Annotated in this window: 16 protein-coding genes; 5 read left to right on the top strand and 11 right to left on the bottom strand. The window is 58.5% G+C overall.

Features of this window, described 5'->3' with window-relative positions:
• Positions 1–8: 8 nt before the first annotated feature.
• A complete protein-coding gene (locus DSD31_RS24010) occupies positions 9–890 on the bottom strand; it encodes a LysR family transcriptional regulator (RefSeq protein WP_004856526.1) in 882 nt (293 codons plus the stop codon).
• Positions 891–993: 103 nt separating this feature from the next.
• Here DSD31_RS24010 and DSD31_RS24005 point away from each other — a divergent pair, with 103 nt between their 5' ends.
• Complete coding sequence (locus DSD31_RS24005) at positions 994–1,404, top strand: CidA/LrgA family protein (protein WP_004856528.1); 411 nt, start codon at positions 994–996, stop codon at positions 1,402–1,404.
• Positions 1,397–2,086 (top strand): LrgB family protein, encoded by a 690-nt coding sequence (locus DSD31_RS24000; RefSeq protein WP_004856530.1) that lies wholly within the window; start codon positions 1,397–1,399, stop codon positions 2,084–2,086. The genes DSD31_RS24005 and DSD31_RS24000 overlap by 8 nt, the downstream gene beginning before the upstream one ends.
• Before the next feature lie 33 nt (positions 2,087–2,119).
• Here DSD31_RS24000 and actP read toward each other — a convergent pair whose 3' ends face one another.
• The 3 genes from actP to acs all read right to left on the bottom strand — a co-directional run bounded on the left by actP (position 2,120) and on the right by acs (position 6,222).
• Positions 2,120–3,769, bottom strand: coding sequence for a cation/acetate symporter ActP (gene actP / locus DSD31_RS23995; RefSeq protein ID WP_004856532.1), 1,650 nt, complete (start codon positions 3,767–3,769; stop codon positions 2,120–2,122).
• Positions 3,766–4,080, bottom strand: a complete 315-nt coding sequence (locus DSD31_RS23990; protein WP_004856533.1) for a DUF485 domain-containing protein — start codon at positions 4,078–4,080, stop codon at positions 3,766–3,768. The genes actP and DSD31_RS23990 overlap by 4 nt, the downstream gene beginning before the upstream one ends.
• Positions 4,081–4,263: 183 nt before the next feature.
• A complete protein-coding gene (gene acs / locus DSD31_RS23980) occupies positions 4,264–6,222 on the bottom strand; it encodes an acetate--CoA ligase (protein WP_069476319.1) in 1,959 nt (652 codons plus the stop codon).
• 411 nt (positions 6,223–6,633) lie between these two features.
• Here acs and gltP point away from each other — a divergent pair, with 411 nt between their 5' ends.
• The gene (gene gltP, locus DSD31_RS23970; protein WP_004856537.1) at positions 6,634–7,947 is read left to right on the top strand and encodes a glutamate/aspartate:proton symporter GltP; all 1,314 of its coding nucleotides are present in this window, start codon (positions 6,634–6,636) and stop codon (positions 7,945–7,947) included.
• 227 nt (positions 7,948–8,174) lie between these two features.
• On the opposite strand, the gene DSD31_RS23965 is transcribed toward gltP, so the two are convergent.
• Positions 8,175–8,858 (bottom strand): tetratricopeptide repeat protein, encoded by a 684-nt coding sequence (locus DSD31_RS23965; RefSeq protein ID WP_004856540.1) that lies wholly within the window; start codon positions 8,856–8,858, stop codon positions 8,175–8,177.
• 169 nt (positions 8,859–9,027) lie between these two features.
• On the bottom strand, positions 9,028–11,175 hold the full coding sequence (gene fdhF, locus DSD31_RS23960) for a formate dehydrogenase subunit alpha (protein ID WP_081312981.1): 2,148 nt from the start codon (positions 11,173–11,175) through the stop codon (positions 9,028–9,030).
• Between the two features lie 273 nt (positions 11,176–11,448).
• Between fdhF and DSD31_RS23955 the strand changes: the two genes are divergently transcribed.
• On the top strand, positions 11,449–12,177 hold the full coding sequence (locus tag DSD31_RS23955) for a response regulator (protein WP_015585352.1): 729 nt from the start codon (positions 11,449–11,451) through the stop codon (positions 12,175–12,177).
• Positions 12,178–12,214: 37 nt separating this feature from the next.
• On the opposite strand, the gene DSD31_RS23950 is transcribed toward DSD31_RS23955, so the two are convergent.
• The 3 genes from DSD31_RS23950 to DSD31_RS23940 are packed head-to-tail and all read right to left on the bottom strand — an operon-like array spanning position 12,215 to position 15,706.
• On the bottom strand, positions 12,215–13,156 hold the full coding sequence (locus tag DSD31_RS23950; RefSeq protein WP_004856547.1) for an ABC transporter substrate-binding protein: 942 nt from the start codon (positions 13,154–13,156) through the stop codon (positions 12,215–12,217).
• Between the two features lie 31 nt (positions 13,157–13,187).
• Positions 13,188–14,189, bottom strand: coding sequence for an ABC transporter permease subunit (locus tag DSD31_RS23945; RefSeq protein ID WP_004856549.1), 1,002 nt, complete (start codon positions 14,187–14,189; stop codon positions 13,188–13,190).
• Entirely contained in the window at positions 14,186–15,706 is a 1,521-nt protein-coding gene (locus tag DSD31_RS23940; protein WP_015585351.1) for a sugar ABC transporter ATP-binding protein, read from the bottom strand. Before DSD31_RS23940 ends, DSD31_RS23945 begins: the two co-directional genes overlap by 4 nt.
• 185 nt (positions 15,707–15,891) lie before the next feature.
• On the opposite strand from DSD31_RS23940, the gene DSD31_RS23935 reads away from it, so the two are divergent.
• Positions 15,892–18,498, top strand: coding sequence for an ATP-binding protein (locus tag DSD31_RS23935; RefSeq protein WP_113991407.1), 2,607 nt, complete (start codon positions 15,892–15,894; stop codon positions 18,496–18,498).
• Here the strand turns inward: DSD31_RS23935 and alsK are convergent.
• On the bottom strand, positions 18,410–19,357 hold the full coding sequence (alsK, locus tag DSD31_RS23930; RefSeq protein WP_064359438.1) for an allose kinase: 948 nt from the start codon (positions 19,355–19,357) through the stop codon (positions 18,410–18,412). The two genes, DSD31_RS23935 and alsK, sit on opposite strands and share 89 nt — an antisense overlap.
• Positions 19,341–20,036, bottom strand: a complete 696-nt coding sequence (alsE, locus tag DSD31_RS23925; RefSeq protein WP_004856557.1) for a D-allulose 6-phosphate 3-epimerase — start codon at positions 20,034–20,036, stop codon at positions 19,341–19,343. The genes alsK and alsE overlap by 17 nt, the downstream gene beginning before the upstream one ends.
• Between the last annotated feature and the right edge of the window lie 10 nt (positions 20,037–20,046).

Genomic DNA, 20,046 nt, shown 5'->3' with positions numbered 1-20,046 from the left:
CCGGGCACTCACTCCAGCCAGAACGCCTTACTGCATTCCAGCCACGCCTGCGCGCTGTGCGACAGATAAACGCCTTCCCGCCAGATCATCCCCAGTTCCCAGTGCAACTCACTCTGCAGCGGTATCCAGCAAAAATTCTGCGCGTCGAGACGTTCGCAGATCGGTTGCGGCAGTATGGCCACGCCGATGCCCGCCTGTACCATGGCCGCGAGGAAGTCCCACTGTCCGCTGCGCACCGCGATGCGGGGCTTCACATCATGACAGGTAAACAGCGCCATCAGCTGCCGGCTCAGCGCGAAATCTTCGTTATAAATGACCAGGGGATGGGCGGCGAGGGCTTCCGGCGAGAGTGACTGAACGTTTTCCCACGCCTCGGTTCTCGGCGTCAGCACGCACAGCGGATGGTTGAAGAGCGGCAGCGTGCTCAGGCCGCTGTCTTCGTCTACCGGCAGCGCCGTCATGGCGAGATCCAGTTCGCCGTTGCTCACCGCCTGCTGAACCGTCAGCCCGCCGAACTCAGCAATTTTCAGCTCCACGCCCGGGTAGCGCTGGCGAAACAGGCCGATCGGTTCTGCCATCAGCATCCCGACCATCGGCGGAATCCCCAGTCTCAGGATCCCTTTGTGCAGGTGATTAATATCGCTCAGCTCCGATTCCAGCTGATGAAATTCCCCCAGAATCGCCTGCCCACGCTCAAAAACAACCCGACCGGTATCGGTCAACAGGAGCCGGCGTCCATCGCGAATCAACAGGGTGCAGTTCAGCTCATCTTCCAGATTTTTGAGCATTTTGCTGATCGTGGGCTGTGTGACGAAAAGTTTTTCCGCAGCGCGCGTAAAACTCTGCTGACGCACCACTTCGACAAAATAGCGCAGCGTTCGGATATCCATAATTATTCCCAGAGACTATACCTGTGATGATTTTAATTCATTTCTGTCCGCTCAGGCGGCTCTCTATACTGCACACCTCGCTTCTTTTTCAGGAATTTCGCTCATGGCCTTCGCGCCAGCTCGTGTGACCCCCTTCGTTGTACAGCGCCTCCAGGTCCCGGTTCAGGTGCTGATTTATGCCGGATTGTTCGTTTGCGCTGAATATTTGGTTAACTGGCTGCATCTACCGCTGCCGGCGAACCTGGTCGGTATGTTGATGCTATTGGCGCTGATTGTCTGTCGGGTTATCCCGCTAAAATGGGTGCGGGCGGGCGCGCGCTGGCTGCTGGCGGAAATGCTGCTGTTCTTTGTTCCGGCAGTGGTGGCGGTGGTCAACTATACCCAGCTGCTGATGGTCGATGGCTGGCGGATCATGCTGGTGATTGCGCTGAGTACCCTGATGGTGCTGGGGGCTACGGCATGGGTGGTGGATAAAGTGTATCGCTATGAAGTCAGCCGGATGAAGCATGAGTGATTTTCAACTGAGCGTCCTGTGCCTGGTTGTGACGCTGGCACTCTATTTCGCCAATAAGCGCCTGTATCGCCGCTTCCACAGGCTGCCGCTGATGCCGCTGGTGTTTACTCCGATACTGCTGGTGCTGATTCTGGTGTTTGGCCACATTTCCTATCAGAACTATATGGGCGAGGCCCACTGGTTGTTATGGCTGTTGGGGCCTGCAACTATCGCGTTTGCCGTCCCGGTATATGACAACCTCGCGGTCATTAAACGGCACTGGATGTCGCTGACCGCAGGGGTGACGACGGCAGTGGTGGTCGCGGTGACCAGCTCCGTGTGGCTGGCGCGACTGTTTACGCTGCCGGATGAGATTCAGCGTAGCCTGGCGGTGCGTTCGATCACGACGCCGTTTGCGCTGGCCGCGGCAAAACCGATCGGCGGTCAGCCGGAGCTGGTGGCGCTGTTTGTGGTGATCACCGGCGTGTTTGGCATGGCGGTGGGCGATGCGCTGTTTATGCGGCTCGCCATTCGTGAAGGGATGGCAAAAGGCGCTGGGTTTGGCGCCGCCTCGCACGGCGCAGGCACCGCCCGTTCATATGAGCTGGGGCCGCAGGAAGGGGTGGTGGCTAGTCTGGTGATGATGTTGTCTGGCGTGGTGATGGTACTGGCGGCACCGCTGGTGCGCCTGCTGATGTTTTAATGTTCCCCGGCCGGGCGGCCGGGGAGGGTCAGGTTAGTGCGCCTGGCCGCGTTCGATACCGATCCCGGTTTGCGAACGGATAAACTGAGCGCGGAACTGCTCACGCTCGCGCATCCCTTCCGCCGAGTTGTCGGTGGCGGAGAAAATCCAGATACCGATAAAGGCGATAGCGATAGAGAACAGCGCCGGATACTCATACGGGAATATCGCCTTTTCGTGGCCGAGGATCTGGACCCAAATCGTCGGGCCAAGGATCATCAGAATCACGGCGGTCAGCAGCCCAAGCCAGCCGCCCACCATGGCCCCGCGAGTGGTCAGCTTCGACCAGTACATCGACAGCAGTATGATCGGGAAGTTACAGCTGGCGGCGATGGAGAAGGCCAGACCCACCATGAAGGCGATGTTCTGATTTTCAAACAAAATCCCCAGCAGAATCGCCACGACGCCCAGCACCAGAACGGTGATTTTCGAAACCCGCAGCTCATCGCGCTCGCTGGCGCCTTTGCGGAAGACGTTAGCATACAGGTCGTGAGAAACCGCCGATGCGCCCGCCAGCGTCAAGCCGGCGACCACCGCCAGAATAGTGGCGAAGGCGACCGCTGAAATAAAGCCGAGGAACAGGTTGCCGCCTACCGCATCGGCCAGGTGTACCGCCGCCATATTATTGCCGCCGATCAGCACGCCCGCGGAATCTTTGAACGCGGGATTTGCGCCCACCAGCATGATCGCGCCGAAGCCGATGATAAAGGTCAGGATATAGAAGTAGCCCATAAACCCGGTGGCGTAGAACACGCTCTTACGCGCTTCTTTCGCATCGCTCACGGTGAAGAAACGCATCAGAATATGCGGCAGACCGGCGGTACCGAACATCAGACCGAGACCGAGCGACAGCGCCGATATCGGGTCTTTCACCAGTCCGCCTGGGCTCATAATCGCCGCCCCTTTCGGATGCACCGCCATCGCTTCACTGAACAGGTTGTTGAAGCTGAAGCCGACGTGCTTCATGACCATGAAGGCCATAAAGCTGGCGCCGCACAGCAGCAGGACGGCCTTGATAATCTGCACCCAGGTGGTGGCGAGCATGCCGCCGAAGAGGACGTAGAGCACCATCAGCACGCCGACCAGTACCACCGCGACGTGGTAGTTCAGGCCGAACAGCAGCTGAATCAGCTTGCCTGCGCCGACCATCTGAGCAATCAAATACAGCGCCACCACCACCAGCGAACCGCAGGCGGAGAGGGTACGAATCGGCCCCTGCTTAAGGCGATAGGAGGCGACGTCAGCGAAGGTGTAGCGCCCGAGGTTACGCAGGCGCTCGGCGATCAGGAACAGAATTATCGGCCAGCCGACCAGGAAACCGAGGGAGTAAATCAGCCCGTCGTAGCCGGAGGTGTAGACCAGCGCGGAAATACCGAGGAAAGAGGCGGCCGACATAAAGTCGCCGGCAATCGCCAGCCCGTTCTGAAAGCCGGTGATATTTCCGCCCGCGGTATAGTAATCGCTGCGTGAGCGAACGCGTTTTGACGCCCAGTAGGTGATATACAGCGTCAGGGCGACAAAGATCAGGAACATGACGATCGCCTGCCAGTTCGTCGGCTGGCGTTGTACCGCGCCGGTGATGGCGTCAGCGGCACTCGCGGTAAAAGGGAGCGTGGCGGCAATCGCCGTCAGGACTTTCTTCATGATGCGTGCACCTCGTTGATAACGCTTTTGGTCAGACGGTCAAAGTCTCCGTTAGCCCGCCAGACATAAATCCCGGTGAGGACAAAAGAGATAACGATAACGCCGATGCCGATCGGGATGCCTCGGGTGACGCTGGTGCCGGCATGCAGCGGCGTGCCCAGCCAGCCAGGGGCGAAAGCGATGAGTAGAATAAAGCCCACGTAGATCACCAACATAATCAGTGACAGGATGGCGGCAAACCTTTGCCGGGTTGCAACTAACTCCCTGAAATGCGCACTATCTTCTATCCGCTGACAAAGTTGCTCATTCATTACAGCGTCTCCAGAGGTACCCTTTTTGTCATCCGCGCGCTGACCGTCGGCAGCACTTATCCGCCCGGCAATGTGCTGTCGGGAAGAGAGGGTGCTTCCTGCTGTCCTGCTACGTGGAATCCTTAGGGCGTATGATTTATGTCCTCTCCCCTGACGGGGAGAGGGTGTAGGGAATGAGTCCGTTTACGACGGCATCGCAATAGCCTGCTTCTCTTCGAGCAGTTTTTCCACGACGCCCGGATCCGCCAGTGTTGACGTATCGCCGAGGTTGCTGGTATCGCCCGCGGCAATCTTGCGCAGGATACGACGCATAATCTTGCCCGAGCGGGTTTTCGGTAATGAATCGGTCCAGTGGAGCACGTCCGGCGTGGCCAGCGGGCCAATCTCTTTGCGTACCCAGTTGCGCACCTCCGCATACAGCTCCGGCGTCGGCTCTTCACCGTGATTGAGCGTGACGTAAGCGTAAATCGCCTGACCTTTGATGTTATGCGGAATACCGACCACGGCCGCTTCGGCGATTTTCGGATGCGATACCAGCGCCGATTCGATCTCTGCGGTCCCCAGACGATGGCCAGATACGTTCAGAACGTCGTCCACGCGGCCGGTGATCCAGAAGTAGCCATCTTCATCGCGACGAGCGCCGTCGCCGCTGAAATACATATTTTTGAAGGTGGAGAAGTAGGTCTGTTCAAAGCGCTCGTGGTCGCCGAACAGGGTTCGCGCCTGTCCCGGCCAGGAGTCGGCGATGGCCAGGTTACCTTCGGTCGCGCCCTCCAGCGGAGTGCCTTCATTGTCGACCAACACCGGCTGCACGCCGAAGAACGGACGCGTGGCGGAACCCGCTTTCAGCTCAATGGCGCCCGGCAGCGGAGTAATCATGAAGCCACCGGTTTCAGTTTGCCACCAGGTATCCATCACCGGACATTTCTCGTTGCCAATCTTCTTCCAGTACCACTCCCAGGCTTCCGGGTTAATCGGCTCGCCGACCGAGCCCAGAATACGCAGAGAAGAGCGGTCGGTGCCTTCGATGGCCTTATCGCCTTCCGCCATCAGCGCACGGATCGCCGTCGGCGCGGTGTAGAGAATATTGACCTTGTGCTTATCGACGACCTGACACATCCGCGCCGGCGTCGGCCAGTTCGGCACCCCTTCAAACATCAGCGTGGTGGCGCCGCAGGCCAGCGGGCCGTACAGCAGATAGCTGTGGCCGGTCACCCAGCCTACGTCGGCAGTACACCAGTAGATGTCGCCCGGATGGTAGTCGAAGACATATTTGAAGGTGGCGGCGGCATAGACCAGGTAGCCGCCGGTGGTGTGCAGCACCCCTTTGGGCTTACCGGTTGAACCGGAGGTATAGAGGATGAACAGCGGGTCTTCCGCATTCATCTCTTCCGGCTGGTGCTGGTCGCTGGCTTGCGCAATCAGGTCGCTCCACCACAGGTCGCGTTCTTCCTGCCAGTCGATTTTGCCGCCGGTGCGTTTAAGCACAACCACGTGCTCGATGCTTTTCACGTTCGGATTTTTTAACGCGTCGTCGACGTTCTTCTTCAACGGAATTGCGCGTCCGGCGCGCAGCCCTTCATCGGAAGTAATGACCAGACGCGAGTTCGAGTCAATGATACGTCCGGCAACCGCTTCGGGAGAAAAACCGCCGAAGATCACCGAGTGAATCGCGCCGATACGGGCGCAGGCCAGCATGGCGACGGCGGCTTCCGGCACCATTGGCATATAGATAGCGACGACATCGCCCTTTTTAATGCCGAGGTCGAGCAGGACGTTAGCAAAGCGGCAGACGTCGTGATGGAGCTCGCGATAAGTGATGTGTTTGCTCTGGCTGGCGTCGTCGCCTTCCCAGATAATCGCGGTCTGGTCGCCGCGTTCGGCCAGGTGGCGATCGAGGCAGTTAGCGGCAAGATTCAGCGTGCCGTCTTCATACCATTTAATAGAGACGTTGCCCGGAGCGAATGAGGTGTTCTTCACGCGCGTATAGGGCCGCATCCAGTCAAGGATTTTGCCTTGCTCACCCCAGAACGCATCCGGGTCGGTGACAGACTGGTGATACTGCGCCTTGTACTGTTCCGGGTTAATCAGGCAGCTGTCCGCAATGTTAGCGGGAATAGAGTGCTTATGTATTTGGCTCATGGCTTTTTTTCTCCTGTAGGTTGTTAAATATATGTCAAGTAAACGTTAAGAGTAGGGTCTTTCACGGCTTTGTTTGCTATTTGGGGGACAGATCACGCATTGATTCAACTGAATGAAAATCAATCAAATGAAACTTTGAAGTGAAATAATTTCAGAAATGTATTTATAGAAATGGAAGCTATGAAATTTTTTTTATAACAGATACTTATGCAACGGAAGTGGGGAAAGTTAGCGAATTTATGCAGAAACCCAGAGAAAAGCCCTGTTCTTAAACGCTTGCGTAGCATGCCGTGCAGATGATACTGATACCGCGCGTTAAAAAAACCCATAGAGCAACGCAACACAATTCATATCCCTTTCAGTGGGCATCATGACTTCCGGGAATGGTGCCTCTCATTGAGGAAGTCAGTAGTGAAGAAAAAAACAAAAGTCAGCCTGGCCTGGCAGATTTTGCTGGCCCTGGTGCTGGGTATTCTGCTGGGCAGCTATCTGCATTACCATGCCGACGGTCGTGATTGGTTAATTGCGAATTTCCTGACGCCGGCGGGCGATATCTTTATCCACCTGATCAAGATGATCGTCGTTCCGATTGTTATCTCGACGCTGGTTGTCGGGATTGCCGGCGTTGGCGACGCGAAGCAGCTGGGCCGAATCGGCGCGAAAACCATTATCTATTTTGAAGTGATCACCACCGTGGCGATCGTGCTGGGGATTACCCTGGCCAACGTCTTCCAGCCGGGTAGCGGCATTGATATGTCGCAGCTGGCCGCGGTGGATATTTCGAAATATCAAAGTACAACGGCAGAGGTGCAAAGCCACGCTCACGGCCTGATGGGAACGATACTGTCACTGGTGCCGACCAACATTGTCGCGTCGATGGCGAAAGGCGATATGCTGCCGATTATCTTCTTCTCGGTACTGTTCGGTCTGGGACTCTCTTCGCTGCCGGCGACCCATCGTGAACCGCTGGTGACCGTTTTCCGCTCTATTTCCGAAACCATGTTCAAAGTGACCCACATGGTGATGCGCTATGCGCCGGTCGGGGTGTTTGCGCTGATTTCGGTGACCGTTGCCACTTTTGGCTTCGCCTCGCTGTGGCCGCTGGCCAAACTGGTTATCCTGGTCTACTTCGCGATTCTGTTCTTCGCGCTGGTGGTGCTGGGGATCGTGGCGCGGGTATGCGGATTAAGTATCTGGATTCTGATCCGTATTCTGAAAGACGAGCTGATTCTGGCCTACTCCACCGCCAGCTCCGAGAGCGTACTACCGCGTATTATTGAGAAGATGGAAGCCTATGGCGCACCGGCTTCTATTACCAGCTTTGTCGTGCCGACCGGCTACTCGTTTAACCTCGATGGCTCAACGCTGTATCAGAGTATCGCGGCGATCTTTATTGCCCAGCTGTACGGTATTGACCTGTCGCTGTGGCAGGAAATCACCCTGGTACTGACGCTGATGGTAACTTCGAAAGGGATTGCCGGCGTGCCGGGCGTCTCCTTCGTGGTGCTGCTGGCGACGCTGGGGAGCGTAGGGATTCCGCTGGAAGGGCTGGCCTTTATTGCCGGCGTTGACCGTATCCTCGATATGGCGCGTACCGCGCTGAACGTGGTGGGCAATGCGCTGGCGGTGCTGGTGATTGCCAAGTGGGAGCACAAGTTTGACCGCAAGAAAGCGCTGGCCTATGAGCGTGAAGTGCTGGGCAAATTTGATAAAACGGCGCAATAAAATGCAAAGCCCGGCGCGACCGCGTCGGGCTCAGCGTGTTGACAAAGCGTGCTTAAATTGCCCGGCGGCGCTGCGCTTGCGCGGGCCGACAGAGCGTGTGCAAGTGTTGAGACTGCGGGTGTTGTAGGCCGGGTCAGGCGTCAGCCGCCACCCGGCAAAACGCGGGCACCGGGTTCCAACAGGTTTATCAACCGTCTCAAAGCCCGGCGCGACCGCCGGGCTTTTTCTTATCTTTTACTTATCCTGTCGAACTCTTCGCAGCCGGTATCAAACCCCTCCTGACAGCTGACATTGAGCCAGTGCAGCGCTTTCTGCTGGTTGGGTTCGATAAAGCCTTGTTCTCCCTGCAGGAACATCATCCCGGCCCAGTATTCGGCATAACCGGTACGGGACAGCGAGGAGCTGCGTTTAAAATAGTCCGTTGCCCTGGCGTCATCCTCTGTCATCTGGACGCCGCTGGCGTAAATCAGACCTAACAGCATCTGGGCGTCGACGGCGGAGTCGCTTTCCGGATCCTGGGCGGCATCCTGTAGCAGGGTGATGGCATGTGAATAGTCCGTCGGCCCGGCCTGATGGTTGACCAGCACGCGGGCCAGGATAATTTCGCCAGCCTTGCTGCCAACCTGCACCGCCTTCTCCGCCAGCTCTCTGGCCTGTTTGTAATCGGCCTGCTGCGGGTTGCGGATTTTCAGCTGGGCCAGCAGCGCCAGCGCATCCCCGTCACCGTTATCGGCCGATTTCTGCGCCCAGTATTCGGCCTGCTGATAATCACCGTAACTGACGTAGGTATCGGCAAGATAGTACTGCGCCCGCGGATCGCCGGCTTCCGCCTGGTGTTTGTACTGGCTGCCGGGATCCGTGGCACCCGCGGCAAGAGAGAACAGCATCAGAAGTAAATAGAGGTATTTCATTTTTTATTATCGGTCAGGAACACAGCGCGCAGTATAAAGGGAGGTGAAAAAGAAGAAAATGGCGGCGGCTGCCAGGTTCGATAAAAGTGGGCTGCGCCAGCTATCCCGCAACCCGGATGGCGAAAATGCGCCCCCGGCCAGCATTATGTGGCCGGGGGCGCCGTCTGCCTTAACCCATTGCGCTTTCGCGCAGGCGGGCTTTCAGCCTGGTGTACTCATCAATTACATACTGCTCGGCGGCGCGCTGGTCGGCGATGCGCTCAACGTTCACGGCACAGTACTTGTACTCCGGCGTTTTGGTTATCGGGCTTAAGTTCTCCGCTACCAGCTCATTACAGGCGCCAATCCACCACTGATAGGTCATATAGACCGCCCCTTTATTCGGACGGTCGCTGACCTGCGCGCGGGTGATAATGCGGCCTTTACGTGAGTTCACCCACACCAGCGCCTCATCCTCAATACCCAGTCGCGCGGCATCGGCGGTATTGATTTGCGCATAGCCCGGTTCATCCGCCAGCGCGGCCAGCGCCGCGCAGTTGCCGGTCATGGAGCGGCACGAATAGTGGCCTACTTCCCGCACGGTGGAGAGCACCATCGGATACTCGTCGGTGAGCTTATCGATCGGCGCAACCCAGTCGCAGGTGAAGAACTGCGCCAGGCCGTTCGGGGTGTCGAACTTCTCTTTAAACAGATAAGAGGTCCCCTGGTCGGCGTCGGACTCATCGCGGCACGGCCACATCACGTAGCCCAGCTCGCCCATTTTCTCGTAGGTGGCGCCGTAAAAGTCCGGGCACAGATGCCGCAACTCGTCCCAGATCTCCTGGGTGTTGTTGTAGTGCATCGGATAGCCCATCCGGGTGGCGATTTCGCTGATGATCTGCCAGTCGGTTTTCAGGTCCCACTTCGGCTCTACCGCCTTAAAGAAGCGCTGGAAGCCGCGGTCCGCTGCGGTATAGACGCCTTCGTGCTCGCCCCACGAGGTGGACGGCAGGATAACGTCGGCCGCCGCGGCGGTTTTGGTCATGAAAATATCCTGGACAATCACCAGCTCCAGCTCTTCAAACGCTTTACGCACGGCAGAGAGCTCGGCGTCGGTCTGCAGCGGATCTTCGCCCATAATGTACGCTGCCCGTACTTCACCGTGCGCCGCGCGGTGCGGCAGCTCGCTGATGCGATAGCCGGTATGCGCCGGCAGGCTCCCGACGCCCCAGGCTCTGGCGAACTTCTCGCGGTTCTCCGGGAATTTCACGTATTGATAGCCCGGATAGGTGTCCGGCAGCGCCCCCATATCGCAGGCGCCCTGCACGTTGTTCTGGCCGCGCACCGGGTTGACGCCGGCGCTCGGCTTGCCGAGGTTGCCGGTGAGGATCGCCAGGCTGGTCAGCGAGCGCACGGTCTCCACGCCCTGATAGAACTGGGTCACGCCCATGCCCCACAGGATGGCGGCGGATTTCGCGCCGGCATACATCCGGGCACAGGCGCGGATCGCCTGCGCGCTGACGCCGGTGATGGCTTCCACCGACTCCGGCGTATAGCCTTCGACGATTTTACGATACTCCTCGAAGCCCTCAGAACGGCTGGCGACGAAGGATTTATCGTAGAGATCCTCTTCGATAATGACGTGGCCGATGGCGTTGAGCAGCGCGATGTTGGAGCCGTTTTTCAAGGCAATATGCATATCGGCAATGCGCGCGGTTTCAATCTTGCGCGGATCGCAGACGATAATCTTCGCCCCGTTGCGTTTGGCGTTAATGACGTGATTCGCCACAATAGGGTGTGAGTCGGCCGGATTGTAGCCGAAGATAAAGACGAGATCGGTGTTATCAATCTCCGTGATGGCATTACTCATGGCGCCATTACCGACCGACTGGTGCAGACCTGCAACCGAAGGGCCGTGTCAGACGCGAGCGCAGCAGTCGACGTTATTGGTACCAATAACGGCGCGCGCGAACTTTTGCATCACATAGTTAGTTTCGTTCCCCGTCCCGCGGGACGAACCGGTGGTCTGAATGGCGTCCGGACCGTACTTCGCCTTAATGGCGCTGAGACGGGTCGCGACGTAGTCGAGCGCCTCCTCCCAGGAGACGGATTCCAGTTTTCCGCCACGCTGACGGCGGATCATAGGGGTTTTCAGGCGCGGGGTGAGGATCTGGGTATCGTTAATGAAATCCCAGCCATAATAGCCTTTCAGGCACAGGGTTCCCTGGTTGGTTTTCCCCTGTGCCGCCTCAGCCCGGACGATTTTGCCGTTATCGACCACCAGGTTGATTTTGCAACCTGATGCGCAATACGGGCAAACCGTGACGACTTTTTTCATCGGTCTTGCTCCAGTTCATCAATGGGCGCATATGCGCTATCACGCCGTCAATATGCATCTTCTATGCCATGTTTTCATTGTGGGTATTGACTGATGATACGTCGATTTTTTGGGCTAAATGCTGACGAAAAGCAGGGCGTCGTCAGTTTTGACGTGTCGAAGGGCGGTGAGATGTGACATGGATTGAAGAAACGCGATCCGGTAATGGATTTGTCGAGGGGGCTTTGCTGAATTAATCAGACAGAGATCGTTCCGTGCGGGCAGAGGCAAGTAATGAAACCGGTCATTTTGGTTGTGGATGACGACAGCGCGATTGGCGAACTGCTTAGCGATGTGCTCAGTGCGCATGTTTTTGACGTGCTGCTGTGCCAGACCGGCAGCGATGCGCTGGCGGTAGCGGCCCAGCGGACGGATATCTCGCTGGTGCTGCTGGATATGATTCTCCCCGACACCAACGGGCTGCTGGTGCTGCAACAGCTGCAGCGTAGCCGACCTGATTTACCGGTGGTGATGCTGACCGGCCTCGGCAGCGAATCCGACGTCGTAGTCGGGCTGGAAATGGGCGCCGATGATTATATTGCCAAGCCGTTCAACTCCCGGGTGGTGGTGGCGCGGGTGAAAGCGGTGCTCAGGCGTAGCGGTGCGCTGGGTGCCGAAGGCGCGAGCGGCGGCACGGGATTGCTCTTTAACGGCTGGCGGCTGGATACGTTTCGCTGCGAGTTGTTTAACTCGCAACAGCAAGCGGTGCCGCTGACCCAGGGAGAGTACAGCCTGCTGCTGGCGCTGGCGCAAAACGCCCGCCGGGTGCTCAATCGCGAGCAGCTGTTGGCCCTGACCCATAGCGAAAGCACCGAAGTCTTTGACCGGACGATTGACGTGCTGATCATGCGCCTGCGGCGCAAAATCGAACCGAATCCGCATCAGCCGACGCTGATCAAAACCCTACGCGGTCTGGGCTATGTGTTCGCCGCGGATGTTATCCACGGCGACAGGGCGGCGTAGCCCCGGCAGACGCGGGGCCAGCGGGGAGACAGGACTCTTACTTCACGGTCCAGCCTTTGTAACTGCCGATATTGTTTTTATCGATCAGGGTCACCGGGATCAACACCGGTGCGGCCGGTGCCGGTTTCCCCTGCAGAATGTCATAACCGATCTCTACCGCTTTCGCCGCCATGACCTGCGGGTCCTGCGCCGGCGTCGCCACAAACAGCGAGTTTTTACGTTTCAACGCCTCTTCACCGTCCGGACTTCCGTCGACGCCAACGATAAAGAACTCATGACGCTGCGCCTGTTTTGCCGCCAGATCGGCGCCGATCGCGGTCGGATCGTTGATGGCAAAGACGCCATCGATCTTCGGATTCGCCGCCAGCAATGAGGTCATAATTTCCAGACCACCTTCACGGCTGCCTTTCGCGTTCTGGTTGTAGGAGAGCACTTTGATATCCGGGTGGCGTGCAAACTCGGCCTGGCAGCCTTCGACGCGGTTCTGCACAGCGGAAACCGGCGGCCCGTTGATAATCACGACATTCCCTTTGCCTTTCAGGCGGTCGGTGATGTATTTACAGGCCATTTCTCCCGCCTGAGTGTTATCAGAGGTGATGGTGGCATTGGCGCCTTCGGCGGCCACGTCCACCGCAACCACCACGATCCCGGCATCTTTCGCGCGTTTTACCGCAGGGCCAATCCCTTTTGAGTCGGCGGCGTTGAGGATAATCATGTCGACTTTGGCGGCAATAAAGTTATCGATCTGCGCCACCTGCTGACCCAGATCGTATCCGCTGGAGACCAGCGTCACTTTCACATTGTCTCCGGCCAGCTTACGGGCTTCCAGCTCCGCGCCTTTGGTGATTTGTACAAAGAACGGGTTGGCTAAATCCCCCACCGTGACGCCGATTGACTTCAGCTCTTTGGCCTGGGTAAAGGGCGCTGCGGCAAGCAACGCGCCGGCACAGAGTGCGGTTACTACGGGTTTCAAACGCATGCTGTTTTCCTCTGTCTGTAGGGTATTGTTGTTATGCACTTTGATGGTGTCGGGTACGGTATTTGTCGATCAGCACCGCAATGATGATCACCGCCCCTTTGATCACCAGTTGCCAGAAATAGGAGACGCCCATCAGCGTCATGCCGTTATTGAGCGTGGCGATAATCAACGCCCCCACCAGCGTGCCGGTGATAGTGCCGATGCCGCCGACGAAGCTGGTCCCGCCGAGAATAACGGCGGCGATGGCATCCAGCTCATAACCTACGCCGAGGTTGCCGTTCGCGCTGTACAGCCGCGAGGCGCTCATGACGCCGCCCAGCCCGGAGAGCAGGCCGCTCATGCCGTAAACGAACAGCAGCACCAGCCACACTTTGATCCCCGTGAGCCTTGCCGCCTGCATATTGCCGCCTACGGCGTAGATATGAACGCCAAGGGTGGTGCGGCGCAGAATGAACCAGCACACCGCTACCACCATCAGCGCGATCACCACCAGCCACGGAACCGGCCCGAGGTAATCGTTGCCGATCCATTCGAAGCTGATATCGGAGTTAATCACCGTGGTGCCGTTGGCCAGCAGATAGGCGGCCCCGCGTAGGGCTGTATAGGTCCCGAGCGTCACGATAAACGGCGGTAGCCCGGCGAAGGCCACCAGCGCGCCGTTAAACAAACCGAGCAGCAGGCCGAGCATCAGCGCCGCCGGAATGGAGAGCAGGGAGAGCTCCGGCATCAGCGACACCACCATCGCCGCCACCGCGGTGGTGCCGAGAATCGAGCCGACGGACAGATCGATCCCCCCGGTCAGAATGATGAAAGTCATCCCGGCGGCGAGCACGATGTTGATCGATGCCTGCCGGGTAATATTCAGCAGGTTGCTTTCGGTAAAGAAGTTGGGGGCGATAAAGCCAAATACCGCGACAATCAGGATTAAAATCGGCAGGATACCGACCGTTTGTACCAGATCGCCCATCAGGATTTTCTTCGCTGATACCGATTTTGCCACCGGCTGCGCGGCGGTCTCTTTCTGTGTTGTCATGGTGATACCGCCTTAAGGTGAGAGTCGTTTACGCCGGTGGCCAGCGTCATAATGCTTTCCTGGCTGATGTCGCCGGCCTGGAGTTCGCCGGCGATGCTGCCTTCGCGCATGACGTAGACCCGGTCGCTCATGCCGACCACTTCGGGGAGTTCGCTGGAGATCATCAGGATGGCCACCCCCTGGCGCGCCATCTGGGTCATGATGCGGTAAATCTCGCTTTTGGCGCCGACGTCGACGCCGCGCGTCGGTTCATCAAGCAGCAAAATGCGCGGACCGATGGCGACCCAGCGGGAGATCAGCAGCTTTTGCTGATTGCCGCCGGAAAGGCCGCCGGCCCGCACCTGTGCGTGCGGCACGCGAATATTAAGCAGGGAGATCGCATCGTCGGAGAGGGTCTGCGCCTTTTTGCGATTGAGCATACCCCAGCGGGCGTCCCGTTCGAGGGTGGCCATGGTGATGTTCTCCTGCGCCGCCATTTCGAGGAACAGCCCCTGCTCCTTGCGGTTTTCGGTGAGAAAGCCGATACCCAGCTCGATGGCTGCACGCGGAGAGTGAATGACCACCGGTTCGCCGTCGATCTCGATGACGCCGCCGGTGGCCCGACGCACGCCGAAAATCAGCTGCGCCAGCTCCGAGCGGCCGGCGCCGACCAGACCGGCCAGACCGACGATTTCCCCGGCCCGTACCACCAGACTGCTGGCTTTCACTTTACCGCCGTCGGTCAAATCCTCTACCCGCAGGCGCGGCTGACCGGGCGGAATATCGCGCTCTTTATTGAACAGGTCGCTTAACGGACGGCCGACCATCATTCGCACCAGTTCGGAGGCGTTGAGGTTGTCGCGGGTCAGGCTGCCGACGTACTGGCCATCGCGCAATACGCTGACGCGGTCGGAGAGTTCATAAACCTCCGCCATGCGGTGGCTGATATAGATAATGGCCATCCCTTCATCGCGCAGGCGCAGAATCAGCTCAAACAGGCGCTGGGTCTCACGGGAGGAGAGGGCGGCGGTGGGTTCATCCATCACCAGGACCCGGCTGTTGCGATGCAGAGCGCGGGCGATCTCCACCTGCTGCTGTTCGGCAATGGTCAGGGTCATCACCCGGTCGCTGGCCTTAAACTGAGCGCCGAGACGATCTATCACCGCCTGGGCCTGATTAATCATCTCTTTGCGCTGTACCAGCCCGCCGCGCGCCAGCTCGCTGCCGAGGAAAATGTTCTCGGCGACGGTTAAATTCGGCGCCAGCTGCATCTCCTGGTAAATCAGAGTGATCCCGGCGGCCAGCGCATCTTTTGGCCCTTTAATAGCGTGCGGCCGTCCGTCGATCAGGATCTCGCCGCTGGTGGCGGTATATGCCCCCGCGAGGATCTTCATCAACGTGCTTTTGCCGGCGCCGTTCTCCCCCATTAAGGCGTGGATCTCACCGGGCCAGACCGTCAGATCGACGCCTTTCAGCGCATAAAACTTGCCAAAGGCTTTGGCAATATTGCGCATGGATAGTACCGGTGTCCCCTGCATGGCGGCTCTCCTGCGAGTGTGATCGAGAATCGCAGTGCACCACACGACGATAAATACAAAATGTCAGACGCCGTTCATATTTGTCATATTGATGAATAGTTAACCTGGCTCACAATTACGCGATGCGGCTCTCCCGGTCAGGGTCAGCAACCGCCAGGATAAATAAAAAGATCGTGGAGCTGACCATGCCATCCCATCGCTACCCGTTTTTCACCAGCGCTCGCGGGCGTCTGCTGTCGTTTAATTTGCTGATGGTTGCGGTCACGCTGATGGTGGCCGGCGTAGCGCTGCTGGGGTTTCGCCATGCCAGCCTGCTACAAGAACAGGTGCAGCGGCAGACGCTGGATGATATGACCGGCAGTATGAATCTGGCGCGCGACACCGCGAACGTCGCCACTGCGGCGGTTCGCCTCTCCCAGGTGGTCGGTGCGCTGGAGTATAAAAGCGAAGCTGAACGCCTGCTGGCGACCCAGCAGGCCCTGAAATATTCACTCTCGCACCTCGCCGCCGCGCCGCTGGCGCAACAGGAACTGACGCTGGTGGCCAGTATTATTCGCCGCAGCAATGAACTGCAGCAGAGCGTGGGCGGCATGCTGGAACGCGGTCAGCGTCGTCACCTGCAGCGTAATGAACTGCTCAGCTCGCTGTATCAGAACCAGAGCTATCTCCGGCATATTCAGGATCTTAACGATCGGCATGGCGCAGACGCGATCGATCCCCGGCCGCTGGCCGAGATGGATCGGCTGATCGTTGCGGCCATCCATACTTCGACGCCGCGATCGATCGTCCAGCAGCTGGATAAGGTGAGAGGTTTTCTACCGACAACCAGCCGCGATCCTACGCTGGCCGCGATTCTGCAGGATTTCAACGGCGAGCTGGCCAGGCTGGAGCCGCTCTCGGCGCAGCTGGAGGAGAGCGATTTGGCCATCGGCTGGTATATGTTTCACATTAAGGCGCTGGTGGCGCTGCTCAACAGCGATATTAATCAGTACGTTGCCCGCGTGGCTCAGGCGTCTGAACTGCGGGCGGCACAGAGCCATCAGGAGCTGCGCTCTATCAGCATGTTTATTTTGCTGTCGGCGCTGCTGGCGCTGGTGATAACCGGCTTCGCCGGCTGGTATATCTACCGTAACCTTGGCTCCAGTCTGACCGCTATCTCCCGGGCGATGTCGCGCCTGGCCCACGGCGAGCAGGATGTGTCTGTCCCGGGGCTCCAGCGACGCGATGAACTGGGAGAGCTGGCGCGCGCCTTCAACGTCTTTGCCCGCAATACCGCGTCATTGGCCCATACCTCTCAGCTGCTGAAAGAAAAAAGTACCCTGCTGGAGACCACCTTTCATGCCATGCGCGACGGCTTCGCGCTGTTTGATAATCAGGGGCTGCTGGTGGTGTGGAATCCGCAGTATCCGCTGCTGTTAGGGCTGGCAGCCAATGACCTGCAGCGCGGCATTCACTATCAGCAGCTGCTGGGTCAGGCCGCCCCTCTGGCGGAACATATTCGTGACAACCTGTCCCGTCCGCTACCCAAACCCCAGGAGCTACAGCTGGCGAGCGACCGCACCATTGAGCTGCGCTTCAGTCCGGTTCCCGGGCGGGGGCTGGTGAACGTGGTTCTCGACAGGACCGAACGCAAAGGGCTGGAGCAGGCGCTGGTACACAGCCAGAAAATGAAAGCGGTCGGCCAGCTGACCGGCGGCCTGGCGCATGATTTTAATAACCTGCTGGCGGTGATTATCGGCAGCCTTGAACTGGTTCAGCCGCAGGACGCGGACGTGCCGCGGATCTCCCGGGCGCGAAAAGCCGCAGAACGCGGCGCGCTGCTTACCCAGCGGCTGCTGGCCTTCTCGCGTAAGCAGTCGCTACACCCCAATGCCGTGGCGATGAAACCGCTGCTGGAGAATCTGGGCGAACTGATGCGCCATTCTCTGCCGACGACGCTGAGTCTGGAGATTGAGGCACAGTCACCCGCGTGGCCGGCGTGGATTGACGTCGGCCAGCTGGAAAACGCCATTATCAATCTGGTGATGAACGCTCGCGATGCAATGGAAGGGCGTTCAGGGGTAATTAGGCTGCGCACCTGGAACCAGCGGGTGGCTCGCAGCGACGGGCGGCGGCAGGATATGGTGGCGCTGGAGGTGATCGATCACGGCAGCGGGATGTCGCAGGAGGTCAAAGCCCAGGTGTTCGAACCGTTCTTTACCACCAAACAAACCGGCAGCGGCAGCGGTCTGGGGCTGTCGATGGTCTATGGTTTTGTCCGCCAGTCCGGCGGGAGGGTGGCCATTGAGAGCGCGCCGGGCCAGGGGACAACGGTGCGTTTACAGCTGCCGCGCGCGGCGGTACAGGCGCCGAGCGGTGGCCCGCTGCCGGAAGTCGAGCAGACGGTGAGCGGTGAGCGGCTGGCGCTGGTGCTCGAGGATGAGGCCGATGTGCGCCAGACCCTTTGTGAACAGCTTCATCAGCTCGGCTGGTTAACCCTGGAGGCCGGGAACGGAGAGCAGGCGCTGCAGTTACTTGAGGCTTCGACGGAAATTGCGCTGCTGATTAGCGACCTGATGCTGCCGGGCCGATTGAGCGGAGCCGAGGTGATCAACGAAACCCTGCGCCGTTTCCCGACGGTGGCGGTGCTGCTGATCAGCGGCCAGGATCTGCGTCCGGCGCACAATCCTGCGCTGCCGGACGTTGAGCTGCTGCGTAAACCCTTCAGTCGGACACAGCTGATGCAGGCGCTGCGACAGGTTGTGGCAAATAGCGGCTGCGGGCCAGCGCCGCAGCCCCTTGAGCACCATTAAATGTTGAGGACGATGCGGCAAGAAACTGCACCGCCTGATAAGGCAACGGGCGGCGAATATGCGCTTTTATCATGGCGAGCAGCGCCTCGCGTGGAAACCCGGACATGTCCATCACGCCACCGCCGAGGATCACCGCATCGGGGTCGAACAGGTTGATGCTGGTGGCGATGGCGCGGGCGGCGTGGTGCAGGAGGGCCTGTACAAACGGTTCCTCAGCGGCGTGTAAAAACAGTTCACCAAGCGCATAGCCGCGCGGCTGTTGTTCATACCAGCGTTTGAGCGCGATGCCGGAACAGACGGTTTCCAGACAACCGGGATTACCGCAACCGCAGATGAGCGCGTTGTCGCCCTGCGGGATATGACCCAGCTCTCCCGCCACGCCATGTGCACCTGTCCACGGCCCGCCGTTTAACCAGATGGCGAAGCCCATGCCGGTGCCAAGATAAACGGCTAACACCTGTTGAGCCTGCAAACCATTTTCCTGCACGTCAAATGAGAGCTGGAGATTCACATCGCGGGAAAATTCGACCGGACAGGCCAGCGAATGCTCCAGCTCATCGGCTAGCGTACGCAGGGTTTCTGGCGGTAACGATAGGTTGGGGGTGGAGATAATCGTCCGTTTATCTCTGCTGACCAATGCCGGAAAGCCCATCACCAGGCCGCAGCAATGTGCCTGAAAGCGGTCAAGCTGCTGCTGAATCAACATCGTGATCCCGCTCACCAGACCGTCAGGGGCGATCGCTTCAGCGGTGCGCAGCTTCTCGCAATGCAGAGTCTCGCCCTGTGCGGTTTGCAGGCAAAAGCGGATATGGGTTGCGCCCATGTCCACTCCTGCGACGACTTTACGCTGTTTTTGCATGAGGGAATACCTCGTTTTTGGCCGCCAGAATCTGCTCTGCCATGACCTGCCACGCGTCGTGAATATTGTCGCCATGGTTAAACAGACCGGAGGTCCCGACGATAAAGACGTCCGCGCCTGCCGCCATCAGTTTTTGATAGGTCGCTTTATTGCACGAACCGTCGATCTCAATTTCGTAGGCCAGCCCTTCACGTTCTCGCCACGCTTTTAGCTCGCCGATCTTCTCCAGCATTTCAGGAATAAAGGGTTGGCCCGCGAAACCCGGATCGACGGTCATCACCGTAATTTTGTCCGCCTTGTGGAGGTAATATTTCATCGTCTCAACCGGCGTTTCCGGATTGAGAATGAGGCCGACCTTCATGCCATGGCGACGAATCTCCTCTATCAGGCGGAAAGCCTGACCGTTAATAGTTTCCGGATGCAGGGTGATAAAGTCTGCGCCCGCCTGCGCCAGCTGGCTGATGTAATCCTGTGGCCGGGTGACCATCAGATGGCAGTCCAGTGGTTTACTGGCCAGCTTCTTCACCTGGCTGACGAAAAACGGCGATAGCGTCAGGTTAGGGACAAAATGACCGTCCATGATGTCGATGTGGAAGTAATCTGCATGCCGATCGATAAACTCGATCTGTTCTTTGAATTTCAGCAGGTCCATACACATTAAAGAGGGGGCAATTTTCATCATAAATTCC

This window comes from Klebsiella sp. X13 (genome assembly GCF_003323835.1).
Classification (GTDB): Bacteria; Pseudomonadota; Gammaproteobacteria; order Enterobacterales; family Enterobacteriaceae; genus Klebsiella; species Klebsiella ornithinolytica.
Note: the sequence above shows the minus strand (reverse complement) of the source record. Positions and strands in the feature narration are given on the sequence as shown.

Coding starts and splice junctions, on each gene's coding strand:
- DSD31_RS23950 (WP_004856547.1), bottom strand. CDS start 13,156: ATGCGTTTGAAACCCGTAGTAACCGCACTCTGTGCCGGCGCGTTGCTT.
- DSD31_RS24000 (WP_004856530.1), top strand. CDS start 1,397: ATGAGTGATTTTCAACTGAGCGTCCTGTGCCTGGTTGTGACGCTGGCA.
- DSD31_RS24005 (WP_004856528.1), top strand. CDS start 994: ATGGCCTTCGCGCCAGCTCGTGTGACCCCCTTCGTTGTACAGCGCCTC.
- DSD31_RS23955 (WP_015585352.1), top strand. CDS start 11,449: ATGAAACCGGTCATTTTGGTTGTGGATGACGACAGCGCGATTGGCGAA.
- DSD31_RS23990 (WP_004856533.1), bottom strand. CDS start 4,080: ATGAATGAGCAACTTTGTCAGCGGATAGAAGATAGTGCGCATTTCAGG.
- actP (WP_004856532.1), bottom strand. CDS start 3,769: ATGAAGAAAGTCCTGACGGCGATTGCCGCCACGCTCCCTTTTACCGCG.
- DSD31_RS23945 (WP_004856549.1), bottom strand. CDS start 14,189: ATGACAACACAGAAAGAGACCGCCGCGCAGCCGGTGGCAAAATCGGTA.
- DSD31_RS23935 (WP_113991407.1), top strand. CDS start 15,892: ATGCCATCCCATCGCTACCCGTTTTTCACCAGCGCTCGCGGGCGTCTG.
- alsE (WP_004856557.1), bottom strand. CDS start 20,036: ATGAAAATTGCCCCCTCTTTAATGTGTATGGACCTGCTGAAATTCAAA.
- DSD31_RS23940 (WP_015585351.1), bottom strand. CDS start 15,706: ATGCAGGGGACACCGGTACTATCCATGCGCAATATTGCCAAAGCCTTT.
- alsK (WP_064359438.1), bottom strand. CDS start 19,357: ATGCAAAAACAGCGTAAAGTCGTCGCAGGAGTGGACATGGGCGCAACC.
- acs (WP_069476319.1), bottom strand. CDS start 6,222: ATGAGCCAAATACATAAGCACTCTATTCCCGCTAACATTGCGGACAGC.
- DSD31_RS24010 (WP_004856526.1), bottom strand. CDS start 890: ATGGATATCCGAACGCTGCGCTATTTTGTCGAAGTGGTGCGTCAGCAG.
- DSD31_RS23965 (WP_004856540.1), bottom strand. CDS start 8,858: ATGAAATACCTCTATTTACTTCTGATGCTGTTCTCTCTTGCCGCGGGT.